The sequence below is a fragment of the Sphingomonas abaci genome (assembly GCF_014199625.1).
GTDB classification, from domain to species: Bacteria; Pseudomonadota; Alphaproteobacteria; order Sphingomonadales; family Sphingomonadaceae; genus Sphingomonas; species Sphingomonas abaci.
On record NZ_JACHNY010000005.1, the window covers coordinates 16,836 to 33,869 of the forward strand.

At 67.8% G+C, this 17,034-nt stretch carries 17 protein-coding genes; 7 read left to right on the forward strand and 10 right to left on the reverse strand.

Features of this window, described 5'->3' with window-relative positions:
- Positions 1 to 142: 142 nt before the first annotated feature.
- Positions 143 to 529: a response regulator gene (locus GGQ96_RS12410; protein ID WP_184115200.1), complete on the reverse strand. Its 387-nt coding sequence runs from the start codon at positions 527 to 529 to the stop codon at positions 143 to 145.
- Between the two features lie 2 nt (positions 530 to 531).
- Positions 532 to 1,596, reverse strand: a complete 1,065-nt coding sequence (locus GGQ96_RS12415; RefSeq protein WP_184115202.1) for an HWE histidine kinase domain-containing protein — start codon at positions 1,594 to 1,596, stop codon at positions 532 to 534.
- Positions 1,597 to 1,891: 295 nt separating this feature from the next.
- Between GGQ96_RS12415 and GGQ96_RS12420 the strand changes: the two genes are divergently transcribed.
- Together GGQ96_RS12420 and GGQ96_RS12425 are read left to right on the forward strand one after the other, a co-directional pair.
- Complete coding sequence (locus tag GGQ96_RS12420) at positions 1,892 to 3,349, forward strand: aminotransferase class I/II-fold pyridoxal phosphate-dependent enzyme (RefSeq protein WP_184115204.1); 1,458 nt, start codon at positions 1,892 to 1,894, stop codon at positions 3,347 to 3,349.
- A 274-nt stretch (positions 3,350 to 3,623) separates the two neighbouring features.
- Positions 3,624 to 4,277, forward strand: a complete 654-nt coding sequence (locus GGQ96_RS12425; protein WP_184115206.1) for a PAS domain-containing protein — start codon at positions 3,624 to 3,626, stop codon at positions 4,275 to 4,277.
- Here the strand turns inward: GGQ96_RS12425 and GGQ96_RS12430 are convergent.
- Positions 4,245 to 4,412 (reverse strand): hypothetical protein, encoded by a 168-nt coding sequence (locus GGQ96_RS12430; RefSeq protein WP_184115208.1) that lies wholly within the window; start codon positions 4,410 to 4,412, stop codon positions 4,245 to 4,247. The two genes, GGQ96_RS12425 and GGQ96_RS12430, sit on opposite strands and share 33 nt — an antisense overlap.
- 352 nt (positions 4,413 to 4,764) lie before the next feature.
- On the opposite strand from GGQ96_RS12430, the gene GGQ96_RS12435 reads away from it, so the two are divergent.
- Positions 4,765 to 5,853 (forward strand): glycosyltransferase 61 family protein, encoded by a 1,089-nt coding sequence (locus GGQ96_RS12435; RefSeq protein WP_184115209.1) that lies wholly within the window; start codon positions 4,765 to 4,767, stop codon positions 5,851 to 5,853.
- A gap of 18 nt (positions 5,854 to 5,871) precedes the next feature.
- On the opposite strand, the gene GGQ96_RS12440 is transcribed toward GGQ96_RS12435, so the two are convergent.
- The 7 genes from GGQ96_RS12440 to GGQ96_RS12470 all read right to left on the reverse strand — a co-directional run bounded on the left by GGQ96_RS12440 (position 5,872) and on the right by GGQ96_RS12470 (position 12,840).
- Positions 5,872 to 6,462 (reverse strand): hypothetical protein, encoded by a 591-nt coding sequence (locus tag GGQ96_RS12440; RefSeq protein ID WP_184115212.1) that lies wholly within the window; start codon positions 6,460 to 6,462, stop codon positions 5,872 to 5,874.
- Entirely contained in the window at positions 6,459 to 7,001 is a 543-nt protein-coding gene (locus GGQ96_RS12445; protein WP_184115214.1) for a hypothetical protein, read from the reverse strand. The genes GGQ96_RS12440 and GGQ96_RS12445 overlap by 4 nt, the downstream gene beginning before the upstream one ends.
- Positions 7,001 to 7,816, reverse strand: a complete 816-nt coding sequence (locus tag GGQ96_RS12450; protein WP_184115216.1) for a hypothetical protein — start codon at positions 7,814 to 7,816, stop codon at positions 7,001 to 7,003. The genes GGQ96_RS12445 and GGQ96_RS12450 overlap by 1 nt, the downstream gene beginning before the upstream one ends.
- Before the next feature lie 13 nt (positions 7,817 to 7,829).
- On the reverse strand, positions 7,830 to 8,267 hold the full coding sequence (locus GGQ96_RS12455) for a hypothetical protein (RefSeq protein ID WP_184115218.1): 438 nt from the start codon (positions 8,265 to 8,267) through the stop codon (positions 7,830 to 7,832).
- A 12-nt stretch (positions 8,268 to 8,279) separates the two neighbouring features.
- A complete protein-coding gene (locus tag GGQ96_RS12460; RefSeq protein ID WP_184115220.1) occupies positions 8,280 to 9,821 on the reverse strand; it encodes a phenylacetate--CoA ligase family protein in 1,542 nt (513 codons plus the stop codon).
- Positions 9,818 to 11,281 (reverse strand): pyridoxal phosphate-dependent decarboxylase family protein, encoded by a 1,464-nt coding sequence (locus GGQ96_RS12465; RefSeq protein WP_184115222.1) that lies wholly within the window; start codon positions 11,279 to 11,281, stop codon positions 9,818 to 9,820. The genes GGQ96_RS12460 and GGQ96_RS12465 overlap by 4 nt, the downstream gene beginning before the upstream one ends.
- A gap of 1,241 nt (positions 11,282 to 12,522) precedes the next feature.
- Positions 12,523 to 12,840 (reverse strand): hypothetical protein, encoded by a 318-nt coding sequence (locus GGQ96_RS12470; protein WP_184115224.1) that lies wholly within the window; start codon positions 12,838 to 12,840, stop codon positions 12,523 to 12,525.
- Between the two features lie 72 nt (positions 12,841 to 12,912).
- Here GGQ96_RS12470 and GGQ96_RS12475 point away from each other — a divergent pair, with 72 nt between their 5' ends.
- The 4 genes from GGQ96_RS12475 to pyrF all read left to right on the forward strand — a co-directional run bounded on the left by GGQ96_RS12475 (position 12,913) and on the right by pyrF (position 17,029).
- Positions 12,913 to 13,608 (forward strand): endonuclease/exonuclease/phosphatase family protein, encoded by a 696-nt coding sequence (locus tag GGQ96_RS12475; protein WP_184115233.1) that lies wholly within the window; start codon positions 12,913 to 12,915, stop codon positions 13,606 to 13,608.
- A 71-nt stretch (positions 13,609 to 13,679) separates the two neighbouring features.
- Entirely contained in the window at positions 13,680 to 15,935 is a 2,256-nt protein-coding gene (locus tag GGQ96_RS12480) for a patatin-like protein (RefSeq protein ID WP_184115235.1), read from the forward strand.
- A gap of 81 nt (positions 15,936 to 16,016) precedes the next feature.
- A complete protein-coding gene (locus GGQ96_RS12485) occupies positions 16,017 to 16,358 on the forward strand; it encodes a hypothetical protein (protein WP_184115237.1) in 342 nt (113 codons plus the stop codon).
- Complete coding sequence (gene pyrF, locus GGQ96_RS12490) at positions 16,355 to 17,029, forward strand: orotidine-5'-phosphate decarboxylase (RefSeq protein WP_184115239.1); 675 nt, start codon at positions 16,355 to 16,357, stop codon at positions 17,027 to 17,029. The genes GGQ96_RS12485 and pyrF overlap by 4 nt, the downstream gene beginning before the upstream one ends.
- The last annotated feature ends 5 nt before the right edge of the window (positions 17,030 to 17,034 follow it).

Here is a 17,034-nt window from a genome sequence, read left to right on the forward strand (position 1 = left end):
CCATCGCATTGATCGACGCTAAAAGGAACAGTGGCGCAAACATATTTAAGGGTGAATTTACAGTCCGTTGTGGGATGGGGGTCGTCGCCCAAGATTCCGTGTCCGGCCGCCCTTCCGCCCCCACGTCCTTCGGAGCAAGGGGTCACCGGTGGCTTGACATGCTGCCCCGCAACGCATCGTCAGCAGACCGCAGCAGGTCGGCGCCCCGGTAGGGCTTCTGCAGCACCGGCACGTCCTGATAGCCTCCGTTCAGGCCTTCGCGGCCATAGCCGGTCGCGAAGATGAAGGGCGTGCCGCGGGCCCGCAGCAGGTCGGCGACCGGGTAGCTACGCTCCGTGCCCAGGTTGACGTCGAGGATGCCGAGTTCCACCTCGTCATCCGCCGCGAGCGCCAAGGCCTCGTCCAGACGCATCGCCAGGACCACCTCACATCCTGCATCCAGGAGCAGGTCCTCGGCCAGAGCCGCCACCAGGCTCTCATCCTCGACCAGAAGGATGCGGCGGCCGCTGAGCGACGGGGGGCTGTGCATGTTCATGATGCTGCGCCAGCCGCTGCATCGGGCAGCCCCGCGCCCGCGCTGCCGGGCGGAGGAAGTCTGAGATCCATCCGGCACAGCAGACCGGACGGGCGGTACAGCAGTTCGATCGAACCGTCGAATTCCATTGAGACCTGACGCTCCAACAACCGCGTTCCAAAGCCTTTCCGGGTCGGCACCGCTACCGCCGGCCCGCCGACTTCCTCCCACCGCATCGTCATGCGCTCGCCGTCCGCCTCCTGCCTGACCTGCCATGCGATCTTCACGGACCCGTCCGGAACCGACAAGGCGCCGTACTTCACGGCGTTGGTGGCCAGTTCGTGGATGACCATGGAGAGCGAGACCACCATCTTGGGCGCGAGCGGATGATCGAGCCCGGTGAGTTCAAAGCGCCCGGGCCCTTGATAGGGGGCGATCGCGGTCTCGATGGCGGTGTAGAGGCTCGCTCCGGTCCAGCCCTCCCTGACCAGAACGTTATGGGCACCCGAAAGAGCGACCAGACGGCCCTCGAACGCTTGCCGCGCGTCGGCGTCGGCGCCTTTCAGCGATTGATAGGCGATCGACTGCACGGCCGAGAGGGTATTCTTCACGCGGTGGTTCAGCTCGTCGATCAGCAGCCGCTGCCGCTCCCGGGCGGCTTTGTCCTCGCGTATGTCCCGAACCTCGATGATCGTGCCGATCGTTCTCGACGCCTCGTCCCGGATGGGACTGGCGGTAAACGCGACGGGATAGAAGCTTCCGTCCTTGTGGACGAAGGTCTCCTCACCCTGCATTTGGTTATGCTCGGGAAAGGCGCGATCGATCGCACATTCGGCCAGCGGAAAATGCGAACCGTCTGGTCGGGTATGGTGCACGATGTCGTGGAGCGGGCGATCGAGCGCCAGCACCTCATCCAGCGTGAATCCGGTCAGGTTTTCGGCGGCGCGGTTCATGTAAATGCATTGCTGCCGCTCATCCATCAGGATGATCGAGACGGAGGCGTTGTTCAAGACCGCATCCAATCGGCGCTGCGTATCGCCGAGTTGGCCGGCTCCATCGATGCCCGCAACCGTCGAACCCATTCCCGCCCCTCAAGCCCGTGTCGCCCTTTGTCCAACCATATGGGATTATCCAAGCCCCGCAAGTGGATAGCCCCTGATTGGATGCAATCGTTTATCATAGGCTTTCCCAATGTACGATAACGGGGATTGGCACCGCATGAGCAAGACATGGGGTCGGCAAGATGCGGCACACGCACGCAAACCCGCGCGGTCCCGGTGGTCAACTATGTAACCGGAAACGCGAATATCGCCGCTTCGCTGTGCCTAAGTTCCCGGAATTGAGGCGTTCAGCCGGTCGCACTGGCGAAGGACGAATATGGATCAGAAGAGCGCGCCCCTGGTCGAGGCGCTTGCAGCGATCGAGCGGAACCCACCGGTCGGCTTTGGCGCACCGGGTCACAACCAGGGTGCCGTCATTCCCTCGGGCTTGCGAACCTTGCTTGGCAAGCGCACCTTTCGTGGCGACGTGCTGACACCGAAGGGACTGGACGACCGGACCGAGGGTGCGCTGGCGCTCCAGCGTTCCCATGAAATCGCGGCGGAGGCTTGGAACGCCGACTTCTGCCGCTTCGTCACCGGCGGATCAACGCAGAGCCTCCATATGGTGATGGCTTCGGTCGCCGGGCCGGGGCAGGCCATCCTCATCGCCGCCAACGCCCACAAGGCCGAGCGGACCTACGCCTTGGCGACCGGACTGGAGGTCGAGATCGTACCGGTGCAGATCGATCCGGAATGGGATATCGAACATGGCGTCCACCCCGATGCGCTTCGTTCCGCCTTGGCGCGATGCCCCGCCGCCAAGGCGTTCATCCTGGTGAGCCCGACCTATTTCGGCGTCACCAGCGATGTCGCTGCGCTGGCTGCGATATGCCACGAGCACGGTATCCCACTGATCGTCGACGCGGCCTGGGGCGGCGCCTTCGCCTTTTGCGAAGCCTTGCCCGACGATCCGCTCACCAAAGGCGCCGACGCCGCCGTGTACAGCGCGCACAAGACGATGGGCGCCCTGGCGCAGGGGTCGGTGATCGTGGCGAAGGGCGAACGACTGGACCGGCAACGTCTCTGGATGGCGTATGAACTGTTTGAGACGACCAGCCCCTCGGTCCCGATCCTGGCGTCGCTGGACGCCACCCGCCGCGACCATAGCCTGAGTGGCGAGCAGATGTGGAACGATGTGATCGGCTTGGCCATGCACGCGCGAGAGCGGATCGGCGCAATCGCCCCATTGCGCGTCTTCGGCCATGACGACGTTCCCGACGGCGGCGCGCTGGACGTCACGAAGATCCTGATCGACGTGTCGGCGCTTGGCATATCGGGTTACGCCATCGACGACTGGCTCTTCGCAGAGCATCGCATCAGCATCGGCCTATCCGATGCCCGCCACCTGCTCGGCGTCATATCGCTCGGGACCACCCGCGGTGACATCCAGGCGCTCGAACGGGCATTGGTCGATCTTGTAGCGCAGCTTGCCGCCGATCCGTCGATCCTGCCCCATATGGGTCCGGTCCCCGGCGTCGGGACGCTGACGGTGGAGATGGCGATGCCCGGACCGGAAGCGATCGCGGCGGCGGTCGAGATGGTGCGTTACGAAGATGCCGGGGGTCGGATCGCCGCCGAGCTGATCGCGCCGGCCCCGCCCGGCGTCCCGCGCCTGGTGCCGGGTCAGCGCATCTCCCCGGATCACGTCGCCTGGCTGGTCGCCAACCGCGATGCCGGCGCCTTCATCATGGACCCGGTCGATCCGAGCGAGGCCATGATCCGCGTGGTCGCCTGACCGAGCCCCCGATCCGCGCGGTCCCCGCCCGGAGGAACACCGTTCGCGCGCCGTTCCGCCGGGAGTGCGCGTCGCCATGACCTGCACGCCCACCAAGTCTCCCGACCGGCTCGGTCGCCACGCCGCGCCCGTCGTTCGACGGGACGGCCTTCGCCACGGACGCCGTATCGGCCGGCCGGCGACCGGCAGGTCCGGGACGCTTGTCGGCAATCCTGCAATCGGCCTATCCATGGACACCGGCCCCGACGATGGGGGTGGCGAAATGGGGGTGACCATGCCGACTGCCCATTGCGTTTCCACGGTCGACGGCATCATCCTCACCGTCGACCAGGGGTTCCTCGACCTTGTCGGCATGAGCGAGGAAGAGGTGGTCGGCGCCTCCTACCGGGATATTACCCATCCGGACGATCTCGGCCGCAGCGCCACGATGCTCGCTTCGCTGGTCGACCGGGCGCCGCCGTTCCGGCTGCAGAAGCGCTACATCCGGCCAGACGGCACCATCGTCGTCGCCAATCTCTATGTCACCCGCTTCAGCGAACCCGACCGGCTCGTCAGCACGGTCTTCTGGAACGACCATGGCCGCGCCCTCCCGCCCGCGCGCCTCTGGGAGATGGCGCTGCGCGTTCGCCGGTTGCATGCGGTCCGCAAAGTGGCGCTGGGGGCGGACCTCGCCACCGATCCGGTCTGGTCGATGCTGAACTGCATCTACTTGGCCGAGGCGGAGGGCCGCGTCGTCGACCTCGCCGACATCACGACCGAGACCGGCATGGCCGCCGGCATTGTCGCGCGCTGGATACAGGTCTTGGAGGTTCGCGGCCTCATCGAGCTCGGTGCGCTCGCGAAGCGGAACGTGCAGCTGACCCATCTCGGCATGGCGAAGATGGAGGCGATATTGTCAGCTCCGTTCGAGCTGCCGATCTCGCCTTGAGGCTTCGTCGACGAGGTGGATCACCTCGTCCAGGTGCGCGGCCGCGACATTCAGACCCTGTTCGTCCAGGATCGCGAGCGCCTCACGAAGAAGGCTCGAGGCGGACTCCAGGCGTGCCGGGTTCGAATGGATCACCTCTGCCTCCTGTCTCGCGGTTGCAACGCTATCATTGTCTCCGTGACGATAAGGCCAAGGCTGCATGACATGCATTGACGAAGATCAGAAACCCCAACCAACGCCGCTTCCGAATCCACCCAGGCCCCGCCGCCACTGGACGGGGCAGACCATGGCCGCTGCATCACCGGGGCCTAGACGATTTTGGTTAATTTAGCGTAAGTCTTTGTGATTACGCCAGTTGCGACGATTGTCATATCGCGGCACGGTGGTCGCGGTTCGCAACGCCGGGGTCGAGGCGGGCAATGACGCGCCACCGCCCACCCGCCCCTCCCCATTCGCCATTCCCCCGTCACCCATCCAGGAGGCCCAGATGAGCCAAAGTCGCGCGGCGCCGATACCCCGCCTCAAGCCGCTGGTCAGCCGGTTGCGGCCGCGCCTGGGACTGCCGAACGATCATGTCCATGGCGCAACGCGTCGCTGGGAACTGGCCCCGGCGACGCGCACAGTCAGCCCACCCGCCTTGCATCATCCCGACGATCTGGATCGCATCACCGGCTTGGGATCGTCCATTCGCGACATCCCCTCCGAGCGGCGTCGCGTGCTCGGCGGGATGGTCGAACACGCGCCCACGGTCGCTTATGAGCTTCGCGACGCGGTGATCTCGGGCACCCAGGTCTTCACCTGGCAAATCTACCTGCACGTCGGCACCGAACCGGCGCCGATGGTCGCGGGCGCGCAGGCGCTGCATGTCGACCAAGCGTCCATGGCCTCATCCTGGATCGGCTGTCGCTATTTCGGTCATTGGCTGATGGACGACCTGCCCCGCCAGCTCGCCGTCGAGGCGCTGGCTCCGCCCCTGTCGGTGCTGACGCGACCGACGCCATCGCAGCGCGTCTATGCCGACGAGCTCGACCTCGCGATCCCGACCGTCGACGAAGCCCGGGTAAAGCGACTGATCGTCATCGACGACTTCGGACAAAATGCCGGCAAGAAGGCGCGATACGCCGAATTGCGCGGACGCGCGCGGCGTCGGTTCCCGGATGCCGGCGGCGCGCGGGTCATGCTGTTGCGGGGCAGCAGCGGCAAGCGTCGCATGCTCACCAACGAGGCCGCGCTGGCGGCGGCCTTGGAGGCGCGGGGGTTCGTCATCCTCGATCCGGGCACGTGCAGCGTCCCGCAGATCCTGTCGACCTGCGTGGACGCGGCGCTGGTCGTCGGCGTCGAGGGGAGCCAGATCCTGAACGGCGCGATGTGGGCGCGAACGGGCGCCACCGTCCTGACCATTCAGCCACCGCATCGCTTCGAGTTGATCATCAAGGACCTGTGCGACGCGATCGACCTTCGATATGCCTTTGTGGTCGGGGAACGGCACGGCGACACCGACTTCACCGTCGATATCAGTCAGGTCTTGCGGATGATCGATCGCATCGATTCGGATGATGGCCGCGTGCGATCGTAAGGGCGTGGGTCGACCGCGCTATCCGACGCGGCGGATCGGCCTCGCTTCGGCGGCGTCGTCGCGCAGCAGCATTTCGCTGTCGTCGGGCGGAATGTACCAAATGTCGAGGGTCGCCCCGGTCAGCGTCATCCGCTCCTCGCCCAGCCGGAGCGTGACGTCATAGGGGTAGCTGCCCGCCGCCAGCTTCGGCAGCACCATGCCCGCCCAATAGTCATAAACCGGGGTCACGCCGGGCACATAATCCGGCGAGCGCGGAATATCGACCGCGCCATAGGATTGCAGCTTGAAACAGACCTTCTGGGCGAAGCTGATCGCGTCGATCGCCGCCGGCACGGGATCGCCGAACGGACCGACCGGATAGATGATCCAGTTGAGCACCATGCCAGGCTGGGCCTGGGTCGCGAGCCCGGTGGTGCCGCGCCCGGGGCTCGGCTTTTCGTCCCGGTCGACGCTATTGTCGACCAGCATGACCGCGTCATCCAGGGTGCCGGCGGCAATCGCCCGCGCCACGTCGACGATGATGACGATGTTGAGCTGGATAGAGTTGCGGACCAGCGCGCGGGGTTGGCTCGGCGAGGCGATCAGGGACGGGTTGGCAGGATCGGTCATTGCCCCTCTCCGGCAGGCGTGGCGCGCGGCGGCAGCAGATAGGACGGCACCGGCATGATCATCGGCTCGGACCGGCTGCCCAGCCGGAATTCGAGCTGATAGGGGATCGGTTCGACCAGCGTCTTCAAGACCCTCAGCGTCCAATAGACGACGGCGGTCCCGGTATAGGCGCCGCAATCGATCGCGACGAACTCTGCAAAGGCTGCGTCGATTCGGATGCCGCTGAGCCGCACGAACGCCTCGCATTCCAACCCCATCGATACCCACACCATCAGATCACCGGCCGACAGCGGCGTGGAGAGGCTGGCGGTGCCATGGCCGATCGCCCCGTCGGTCTGCGCGTTGTCGAAGAGATAGGCGCTGTTCGCCAGCGTGCCCGACGCCAGCGCGCCGACCACATCGACCAGCGCCAGCCCCGTCACCACGGTGCGGACCGGGCGATCGGAGACGATCGGCTCCGACGGGTCGGCCGGATCGCTCCCTGTGCTGACGGCTTGGGCCAGCGGGCCGGTGCCGCTGCGTGTCGCTGCTCGTGTCATCATGCCACTCCCGGGCCGACGGCGACGGCGCCGCCCATATCGGTGAAGCCGCTGCGCATCGCGCCGGTCGACAGCGACAGATAGGCGTCGTGCGACAGGGTGAGCGAATGATCGGTGACGGTGCCGTGTCGGTCGCGCCGCGCATAGGACAGCGTGATCCAAAGCGTGTAGCTATACAGGCCGCGTCTGCACGGATCGACCGACGCACTCCAGTACAGCCCGTCGGAGAAGAGTTCGGGCGAGCCATATTGCGCGGGATAGAAGACGCCCAGCGCCATCGCCTCGCCGCACACCCGCGTGATCACCGGATTGGGGTGATAGACCAGCTCGTGGTCGCCCGGCTCCGCCACCCGGCTGCGTCCGCTGCGATGGAAGCGCGCCGTACCGGGATCACGGAACCCCTTGCCGGAACAGATCATGCCGGGTTCGGGCGGCCCGGCATGGAAAAGGCCGGTCTCCGGCCGCGCGATGTCGATGTCGTCGCCCAGAATGTTGCGCATGCGCAGCGGGAAGTGCGGCCCATGCGCACCGGGCATGGACCGCAGTCCCGGCGCGCCGGGGGCGCTGTCGGCCAGGAAGAAGGTTTGCGGCACGGCGACCGGAACGGCGCCGATCCCCACCGGCAGCCAGTTGAGCACTGGCGGCCCTGCGCCGATGTCGGTGACGTCCAGCGCCGTGACCAGGTCCGGGGTCCCCTCATGGCGCGACCCGTTCCAGCCGCCATTGTCGACCAGCCAGATATGATCGCGCAGCGCGTTGGCCTCGATCGCCGCAGCGATGTCGATGAGCACGATGATGTTGAGTTGCTGTCCCATTCTTGCTGCTCCCTCAGCCGATCACGTCAAGCGCGGGACCGTCGATCGCAAATGTCGACTGCACCCCGACCCCGATCTCCACCGCCAGCCGATAGGGGTGGCGGCCCGGCGGCGTGCCGCATGGCACCACCATCGACCAGCAGCGCCATTCCGGCATCGTCAGGCGGTCGGAGCGCGGATCGAACGGGCCGGCGCAGTCCGAACCACCATCGTCGGGCAGGAAGGCGATGCCGGCGATCAATGCCGGCGTCTGCACGTCGATCGCGCCGATCCGCCAGATGATGGTCTGGCCGGGGACGCACGCGGTGGCCAGCCGCCGCGTGGCCTTGTCCTGGCTGCACCAGACATCGTCGGTCAGGAAGACCATGTCCTCCAGGCCACCGAGCGACAGGGCTGCGATGGAATCCAGGACGATCAGGACATGGATTGGTGGGGGAATGAGAAGGGACATGACGCTCCTTGCCTAGAAACGGTCGCGCAGCAGCGGCGTCTTGCCGACGGCGGTTCGCTGGACCTCGGGCGATCCGGGCGCGACGAGCCGCAGCGCGAAGCGGTATCCGGTGGCGGCGACGAAGCCGAGATGCGCTTCGCCCTGGTTGAACAGCGACAATGCGCCGATCATCGCCTCGGCGAAGAGATGTTGGACGATCTCGGGGGCGATCATCGCCGTGGCCGATCTCGTCTCCACCATCAGCGTCAGCCGCCGCGCCGGCCGCTCGTTGACGAACTGCACGGCCTCTGCGCTGCGATCCAGGTCGAGCCCGAAAGCGCGCAGCGCGTCGGTCAGCCGGGCAAGCGCGCGGACGGCGGACACTTGGCTGTCGCCCAGATGGATGATGTCGCCGCTCCGCCCAGCGAACTCGAACCGCATGGTGGTGAGCGCGTCGCTCGCCAGCGGCGCACGGCGGATCAGCCGGTCGCCGATGCGCAGGCGCGGCAGCGGCGCTTCATGGGCATGAAGCCGCGTCACCACCAGCTCGCCCTCTTCGTCGACATCGACCCAGCGCCCCTGCTGGTCGACGATCTCGACCAGGTGCAGGCCCGGCACCGTCGCGTGCCACGGATTGTCCGTATTGAGCTGCAGGCCGATCGTTTCCGCCTGCGTCGCCGCGAAATAGCTGAGGATGGCGATTTCAGGATAGACGGCGCGCAACGCATCATGCTGGCTTGGCGGCAGCACGCCGCTGCCATAAAGCGCGACCTTCAGCGACCGTCGCGTCGCCTCGTCCAGATCCGCCCCCATCTCGCACAATCGGGCGATGCCGGCGGTGATCCCCATGAACGCCTTGGGCCCTTCATAGCGCAGGAAATGCTCATAGACCGGCTTGCCGATCGGACCGGCGCCGACATAGTTGATGCCCGGAATGCGCGACAGCACGCCGCCGACCATCGTTCCGCTGCTCCACATCTGATAGTCGGCCAGGCTGGTCGCGACCCAGCCCGCCGGGCCGCCGCCCAGGAACCGGCCAAGCTGATGCCGGCCCATGAATTCGCCTGCGAGTTCATAGCTATCCTGCAATTCGCGGAGGGAATAGATCGTCTCCAGCGGCTCGCCGCTACTCGTCCCGCCGCTGGCGACGGTCTGGAACCCACCCAGCGACAGCGGCACGACCAAGCCGCGGCGCGCGCCCATGTACAGGTCGCGCATCTCCGGCTTGTCGGCGATGGGGATCGCCTGCCATTGCGCGAAACTCTCCAGCCGGCCCGTGACCCCCGCCCCCGCCAGCCGCGCCGCCCAGGCAGGGTTGAGCCGGAGCGTGGCGACCATCTGCTCCAGCCGGCGAAGCACCAGCGCATCCTGCACCTCGGCGTCCAGCGCGGCGAAGGGACGGCCCGCCATCGCCTCGACCGCGCGCAGCTTCGACAGGAAGGACGGCAACCGAACGACGGAAGCGACGTCGCCGGGCGCGCGTTCCGCGGCGCCGATCACGGCGGCAGCGTCTTCGGGACCGATCGACGCGGACGCCGGCCGCCCGGCCGGCCGATCGAGGATGGCGATCGTCATGCCCGCTCCTCCAGGACCATGGCGGCGACGGTGCGGATCTCGTCGAGCAGCAGGCCGACATGCTGGGCGGTGACGACATGGTTCATGAAGACCACGCGCAGCGCCGCCTGCCCGTCCAGGTCGACCTTGGAGATGAAGAACCGGCCGCGCGACCGCACGCGGTTGCGAATTTCCGTCTGCAGCGCACCAGATGCCGCCTCGTCCATCGGCGGCTCCGGCACGTAGCGGAAGCACAGGATGTTACTGTCCGGCCGGTGGAGCGGCACGAAGTCGCGTTGCGCCCGCAACAGGTCATGCGCCTGAACCGCCATGTCGCACAGCCCTTCGATCTTCTCGACAAAGGGGGCCGGCCCATACAAGGCCCATGGCACCCAGAGCGACATGATCATCGGCCGTTTGGTGCACTCGAAATTCTTCTCGGCCGCGTCGAAGGCCGTGTAGCGATCCGGGGTCTTCTCGAAGACATAGCTCGCCTCCTGCCGGAACGCGGCGTGGGCATGGTCGCGGTCGCGATAGAACAGCATCGTGCAGGCGGCGGGCACGAACATCGTCTTGTGCGCGTCCCAGGCGATCGAGTCGGCCCGTTCGATCCCGGCCAAACGGGCGCGCAGCCGGTCCGACACGATCATGCCGCCGCCATGCGCCGCGTCGACATGGAGCCACAGGCCCCGCTCGGCGGCGAGGTCGGCGAGCGCCTCCATCGGATCGATCGCGCCGACCGGGGTGGTGCCGGCGGTGGCGACCAGCGCGAACAGGTCGAGCCCGCGCGCGGCGGCGGCGTCCAGTTCGGCGGCGGCGCGAACCGGATCGATCCGCCGCGCGGCATCGAGCGGCAGGCGGACGACCTGCGCCTCGCCCATACCCAACAGGCCGGCCGCGCGCGTGATGCTGTAATGCGAGTCCTCGCCCACCGCGATCGCCGGGCGGCGGTCGAGGCCGGCGAGACCGGTGGTCCAAACCTCCGGATAGCGTCGGCCCCGAGCGGCGAGCAGCGCCGTCAGATTGGCTAGGGAGCCGCCGGAGGTAGTGACCATCGTGAACCGGTCGGCCGGCATGCCGAGGAAGCGATTGAGCTCCTCGCCCATGATCCGCTCGGCGACGCTGGGCAGGGGCCCCGCTTCGTAGAAGGAGGCGGGCTGCGTCAGGATCGCGCTGGCCAGGTCAACCGCGGCGGTGACCGGCAACGGACCGGAGAATTGCCGCCCCATATAGCCGGGCGAGTATACGGGAATGCCGGTTCGCGCATACAGGTCGAGGATCGCGGCCAGGCGATCGGCATGCATCGCCGCATCGTCGGGGCGCCCCCCACGGGTCAGCTTGCCTGCGGCGGCCATGACCAAGGCCGGATCGGTGAGCGCCAGTCCCCGCACCGACGTGTCGCCAAGAAAGCGACCGATGCGTGACAATGCGATGCCAGCATCGCCGACGAACCGCTCGACCGAAAAGAGATCGTCCAGCATCGCCCCTGAAGGCATCAATGATGGACGCGGCGCATCTGTCGCGTGATCCTGTGTTACGGATGCATCCACCAGCATCGTCACCCCCTGATCCTGCATCCGCTCTCGTATTCGGATGATCGTCCCCGCCGAGTCGGCGTTGCCGGGGATTTTGGTTACTTTCTGTGGTGATTCTCGACAATCACGCTTGTCTCCATTTCGGGGACAAGTCGATCCATTTCCTTGTAGCATTGGCTGGATCGTCAGAGCTGCGGAAATTTCGAGTTGTCACATCGGCAGCCGACAAATGCTGTAACTTTGCCATTCGAGTGATCTTGTGCGGCCAGGAAACCGATCTGCCGCGAAATTTGCTCATCCGTCCCTGCGAGGGTCGCGCGCCTGCTCGATCATTCCGCCGCCGAGCCGTCAGTGGCCTCCAAAGACGAGGATCGTCAGGACCGTCATGCCCTCCCCGCCGGACGCGACGACCGGTCCGCTGATACTGGTGACACCCGGCTTGATCGGACATCCGCACAGGGGGAACCTGTGCTTGCGCCCGCAGCCGAGATGGCCGGACCGGCAGTCCGCGCCCATCACCCGTCCCCTTGCCCATTCGGCCTGATCGATGAGCCGGCCGCCTGCCCCGATGCGGCGAAGGCGATAAGCACCATACCAGAGCGGCTTGCGACCATGTCGATCGACGCGCCCATCCCCAGCGCAACGCCGCGCGTGTTGAGATTTTACCTGCGCGTGATCATCCGGTCCGCGCCCCCTCGACCACGAGCGGGCGGCATGACCGATCGACCGGCAGCGCCTGGGTCGCAGCATCGCCGATGCGGCGACTGCTAAAGACACAGTGCCTCCTTCATCTTCCAGGCCGCCGGCGACATCGGGAGGTCCAGTTTCGGGTCGCCCCCGGCACCTTGTCGCGCGGCTAGAGGTCGGGTTCCGGAGCCTGCTCGGCTGGCAGGATCACGCCCGGCACCGTGTCGCGGCCGGACTCGGCATGGGTGCCTGCCGACGGTTCCGGCGTTCGGACCATCCCGCCTTCCGCAACGCCGGGGACGAAGCTGCCCTAGCCCACAGCCCGGAGCAACCCTCGGCCCACCGGGCCGAGGTGACGAGCGGATCGGCGACCGCCGTCCGTTCCGGCGTGCTCGGCGATAGGGCCCCCGCAACCGCTCCACTCGCCGGCTCTCTCGAAGCCGAAGGTCGTTGCGCGCGGTTTGACGGGTGGAGGCGATGATCGGATCGATCGACGTCCCTCAGTCGTTGTCGTAATTCTCGCCTTCCGATCCGCCGCCGGCGCCCATGCCACTGCCATGGACCTCGCCGGTGCGCTGATCGACATGCGCGCGGCGGCCGGCTTCCTCCGGTATCGCTTCGCCGGGAGCGTGCGTCGCATCGATCGGGTGACGCGCGACGCCGCCCTCGCCGGCACCGACGGCGACCTGGGGTGGGTTCTTGCGCGCATGGCTGTCATATTCCTGACCGGAATAATGACCCTTGGTGCCGGTGGGATTGTCGCGCATCTCCTGGCTGTCGTCGGTGGCGGGCGGCGTGATGGCGTGGGGGTCGACCATGTGTAACTCCTTCGGCAGGCTCAACGCTTGGGAAGGCAACCGGTCCCCGCTTCCACGCGTTCCACCACCGAAATGATTAAGGTCGCCAGCTATAATATGCGCAAGGCCATCGGCACCGATCGGCGGCGCAATCCCGAACGCATCCTGGAGGTGCTCTGCGAGATCGATGCCGACATCATCGCCCTCCAGGAGGCGGACCGACGCTTCGGGGCGCGGGCGGCGGTGCTGTCGACGCACCTGATCGAGGAGCATAGCGATTGGAAGCCGGTGGCCGTGGCGCGCCGCGCAGCCTCGATGGGCTGGCACGGCAACGCCCTGCTGGTCCGCAAGCGCGCCGAGGTTCGCGCGTGCGGCGCGATCCACCTGCCCGCGCTCGAGCCACGCGGCGCGGTGGTCGCTGACGTCGCGATCGATGGTCAGGCCATGCGCGTCGTCGGCATGCACCTCGACCTGTCAGGCCTGTGGCGGCGCCGACAGGCGGCGGCGATCCTCTCCCACCTCGCCGCCGCGTCCGAGCCATTGCCGACGGTGATGATGGGCGACCTGAATGAATGGACCGCCGCGGCGGGCTGCCTGCGCGATTTCGGCCGCGACTTCGCGATGGCCGCCACCGGACCCAGCTTCCATGCGCGCCGACCGATCGGGCGGCTCGACCGGATCATGGTCTCGCGCCAGCTCCGCACGCTCGACTGCGGTGTCCATAGCAGCCCGGCCGCCCGCGTGGCGTCCGATCACCTGCCGATCTGGGCGACGCTCGCCCCGGCCTGAAATCCGGCTATAGAAGAATCATGGAGAAGGGATCACAGGCGGGCCGCATGACGGCCCCGCGGCGCTAGAGCGTGCGGGAGAAGGAGCTTCGCCTGGCCCTGATCTGCTATGGCGGGATCAGCCTGGCCGTCTACATGCACGGCATCACCAAGGAGATCTGGCACGTCGCCCGGGCCAGCCGCGCCCTGCACGACGGCGCGCCGCCGTCGCCCGGCGCGGACGGCGTGTACTACGCGCTGCTGACCGAGATCGAGGCGGAGAGCGGCCTACGCCTGCGGGTCCTGGCCGATATCGTTGCGGGCGCATCGGCCGGCGGCATCAACGGCGTCTTCCTGGGCCAGGCGATCGCCACTGGCCAGTCGCTCGACCCGCTGACCGACCTGTGGCTGAGCTCCGCCGATGTCGAGGCGCTGATCGACCCCCAGGCCGCACCCGCCTCCCGCTTTTCCAAACTTTGGGCCCTGCCGCTCGCCTGGATGGCGGCCGGGCGCAGCGCCGCCGCCGTCGACGAGCTCGCCGAGGCCGCGACGCGCGACGAGGTCCGCGCCAAGCTGTCCCACTTCGTCCGTTCGCGCTGGTTCGAGCCGCCCTTTGGCGGCGCGACCTTCACCCGCCTGCTGCTCGACGCGCTGGATGCGATGGCGGCATCCGAGCGGGGACCCCGCCTCCTGCCCGACGGACAACCGCTCGACCTGTTCGTCACCGTGACCGACTTCACCGGTCACCCGGAACGCCTGCCACTCCATTCGCCGCCCGAGGTGGTTGAGACCGAACATCGCCTGGTGGTCGGCTTTTCGGACCATGGCCGATCGCTGCCTACCCTCGCCGCGCTGCCGGAACTGGCCTTCGCCGCCCGGTCCACCTCCAGCTTCCCGGGCGCCTTCCCGCCCTTCATGATCGGCGAGCTGGACGGCGTTTTGAAGGAGCGGCAGCTTGCCTGGCCCGGCCGGCGGGCGTTCCTGCGCCGCATCCTGCCGCGACAGGCGGCAGCGAACGCGCTCGATACGGCGGTGCTGATCGACGGCTCGGTGCTGGCCAACGCACCGTTCGGGCCGGCGATCGACGCGCTGCGCGAGCGCCCTGCCCGCCGGCAGATCGATCGGCGCTTCGTCTATATCGACCCCTCCCCCGGCCCCAAGTTCCGGCTGGGCCGCGGCGGCGCGCAGCCCGGCTTCTTCCAGACCATCATCGGCGCGGTCAGCGAGCTACCGCGCCACCAGCCCATTCGCGACAATCTGGAGGCGATCGCCGAACATAGCCGCCGGGTCGAGCGCATGGCCGGGGTGGTGGCGACGATGCGCCCGGCGGTCGAGGAACAGGTCGAGGCACTGTTCGGCCATACCCTATTCCTCGACCGGCCCACGCCCAAGCGGCTGGCGGCCTGGCGGCACCGCGCGCAACAGGCGGCGGTCAACCAGGCCGGCTATGCCTTCGCACCCTATGAGGCGGTGAAGCGTGACGGTGTTGTCGAGCGGCTGGCGGCGACAGTAGCCGGGCTGATCGGCGACCCGAGCCCGCGCCGGCGCGGCGCCGCCAGGTCGCTGATCGAGACGGCGTTGACCGCGCAGCCGGGCCGAAGCGGCATCCCGCTGCTGCGCGCCTATGACATCGGCTTCCGCATCCGCCGCCTGCGCCTGCTGGCGCGCCGGTTGGCCGATATGGAAGCGGTGCACGAGGATGCGGCGCTCGGCCCGATGCACGACGCGATCTTCGAATCGCTCGCCGGCTATCTGCAGCGCCAGCGACTGGAGCCGCTGCTGCCGCTGCGTCCGCTCGCGCGCAGCATGGCTGGCGACGCCGCGCCGCTGCTCGACTCGATCGCCACCGCCTATGACCTGAACGAGCTGGACGGCCAGGCCGACGCGCGACTGAGCACGGCGCTCGGTGCGCTGCCGCGGACGCTGCGCCGACCGCTTTTGCTCGCCTATCTCGGCTTCCCCTTCTACGACACGGCGACGCTGCCGTTGCTCGGCGGCGAGGGGATGGACGAATTCGACGCGATCAAGGTCGATCGCATCGCCCCGGACGACGCCGCCACGATCCGCCCCGGGGGCGCGGAGGCGACATTGAAAGGCATCCAGTTCAACAGCTTCGGGGCCTTCTTCAGCCGCGCCTACCGCGAGAACGACTATCTCTGGGGACGGCTGCACGGCGCGGAGCGGATGATCGACATCATCGTCTCGACGTTGCCGGCGGGCGCGCGACTGCGGGCCGGACGAGTATCGGCAATCAAGCGCGCCGCCTTTCATGCCATCCTCGACGAAGAGGCGCCGCGCCTCGTCACTGCCGCCGCGCTGATCGCGCAAATCCGCAACGAGGTCGGCTGAGCGGCGCGCGCCGGGTCGCCTGCTCTGGTCAAATCAGCCGTTTCCGGCTAGCCTCGCCCTCCCCATCCGTGGAGACGCGCATTGCAGTTCCTGAAGATCCTGTTCTGGTGCCTGTTGGCCTTTCTGGCCGCGCTGTTCACGATCGCGAACTGGACGTCGATCCCGGTGCATCTGCCCGGCAACCTGGTCGCCGACATCAACCTGCCCTTCCTGCTGCTCGTTACCTTCCTGCTCGGCCTGCTGCCGACGCTCGGCTGGCAGGCGGCGCGGCGCTGGCGGCTGCGCCAGCGGCTGACCACCTGCGAGCGGCAATTGGCGGAGGCGCGCGCCATCCATGCCGCGCTCGAACCCGCCGCGGCGCCCGCGACGATCGTCGAACCGGTCGTCACGCCAGCCGCGCCGGCTGCGGGAGGCGCGCTGTGACCAACCGCGTCTATGTCGCGATCGACACGCCCGATCTGGCCCGCGCCAAGGCGCTGGCGACCCGCGTCCGCCATCATGTCGGCGGGATCAAGCTGGGACTGGAATTCTTCTGCGCGCACGGTCAGGCCGGCGTGCGCGAGATGGCCGCGCTCGATCTGCCGATCTTCCTCGACCTCAAGCTGCACGACATCCCCAACACGGTCGCCAAGGCGGTGCAGGCGCTTCATCCCCTCCACCCCGCGATCCTGACCGTCCATGCCAGCGGCGGCCGCGCGATGCTGGAGGACGCGAAGGCCGCCGCGCCGATCGGCACGAAGGTGGTGGCGGTGACGATGCTGACCAGCCTCGACTCCGGCGACCTTGCGGCGACCGGGGTGCAGGGCAGCGCCCATGACCATGTGGTGCGGCTGGCCGGATTGGCGCAGGAAGCGGGCATCGACGGCATCGTCTGCTCGGGCGCGGAGGTGGCCGCCGCCAAGGCGCTATGGCCGCACGGCTTCTTCGTGGTGCCCGGGGTGCGACCGGCCGACGCGGCGGTGGGCGATCAGAAGCGGGTGGTCACCCCGCGCGCGGCGCTGGACGCGGGCGCGTCGATCCTGGTGATCGGCCGCCCGATCACCGAGGCCGAGGACCCGGACCAGGCGGCGCGGGCGATCGCGGCGACGCTCTGACCCTT

Bases quoted from the DNA above. Each gene is read 5' to 3' on its own strand.
- GGQ96_RS12410 (WP_184115200.1), bottom strand. From the start codon at position 529: ATGCACAGCCCCCCGTCGCTCAGCGGCCGCCGCATCCTTCTGGTCGAG.
- GGQ96_RS12415 (WP_184115202.1), bottom strand. From the start codon at position 1,596: ATGGGTTCGACGGTTGCGGGCATCGATGGAGCCGGCCAACTCGGCGAT.
- GGQ96_RS12420 (WP_184115204.1), top strand. From the start codon at position 1,892: ATGGATCAGAAGAGCGCGCCCCTGGTCGAGGCGCTTGCAGCGATCGAG.
- GGQ96_RS12425 (WP_184115206.1), top strand. From the start codon at position 3,624: ATGCCGACTGCCCATTGCGTTTCCACGGTCGACGGCATCATCCTCACC.
- GGQ96_RS12435 (WP_184115209.1), top strand. From the start codon at position 4,765: ATGAGCCAAAGTCGCGCGGCGCCGATACCCCGCCTCAAGCCGCTGGTC.
- GGQ96_RS12440 (WP_184115212.1), bottom strand. From the start codon at position 6,462: ATGACCGATCCTGCCAACCCGTCCCTGATCGCCTCGCCGAGCCAACCC.
- GGQ96_RS12445 (WP_184115214.1), bottom strand. From the start codon at position 7,001: ATGACACGAGCAGCGACACGCAGCGGCACCGGCCCGCTGGCCCAAGCC.
- GGQ96_RS12450 (WP_184115216.1), bottom strand. From the start codon at position 7,816: ATGGGACAGCAACTCAACATCATCGTGCTCATCGACATCGCTGCGGCG.
- GGQ96_RS12455 (WP_184115218.1), bottom strand. From the start codon at position 8,267: ATGTCCCTTCTCATTCCCCCACCAATCCATGTCCTGATCGTCCTGGAT.
- GGQ96_RS12460 (WP_184115220.1), bottom strand. From the start codon at position 9,821: ATGACGATCGCCATCCTCGATCGGCCGGCCGGGCGGCCGGCGTCCGCG.
- GGQ96_RS12465 (WP_184115222.1), bottom strand. From the start codon at position 11,281: ATGCTGGACGATCTCTTTTCGGTCGAGCGGTTCGTCGGCGATGCTGGC.
- GGQ96_RS12470 (WP_184115224.1), bottom strand. From the start codon at position 12,840: ATGGTCGACCCCCACGCCATCACGCCGCCCGCCACCGACGACAGCCAG.
- GGQ96_RS12475 (WP_184115233.1), top strand. From the start codon at position 12,913: ATGATTAAGGTCGCCAGCTATAATATGCGCAAGGCCATCGGCACCGAT.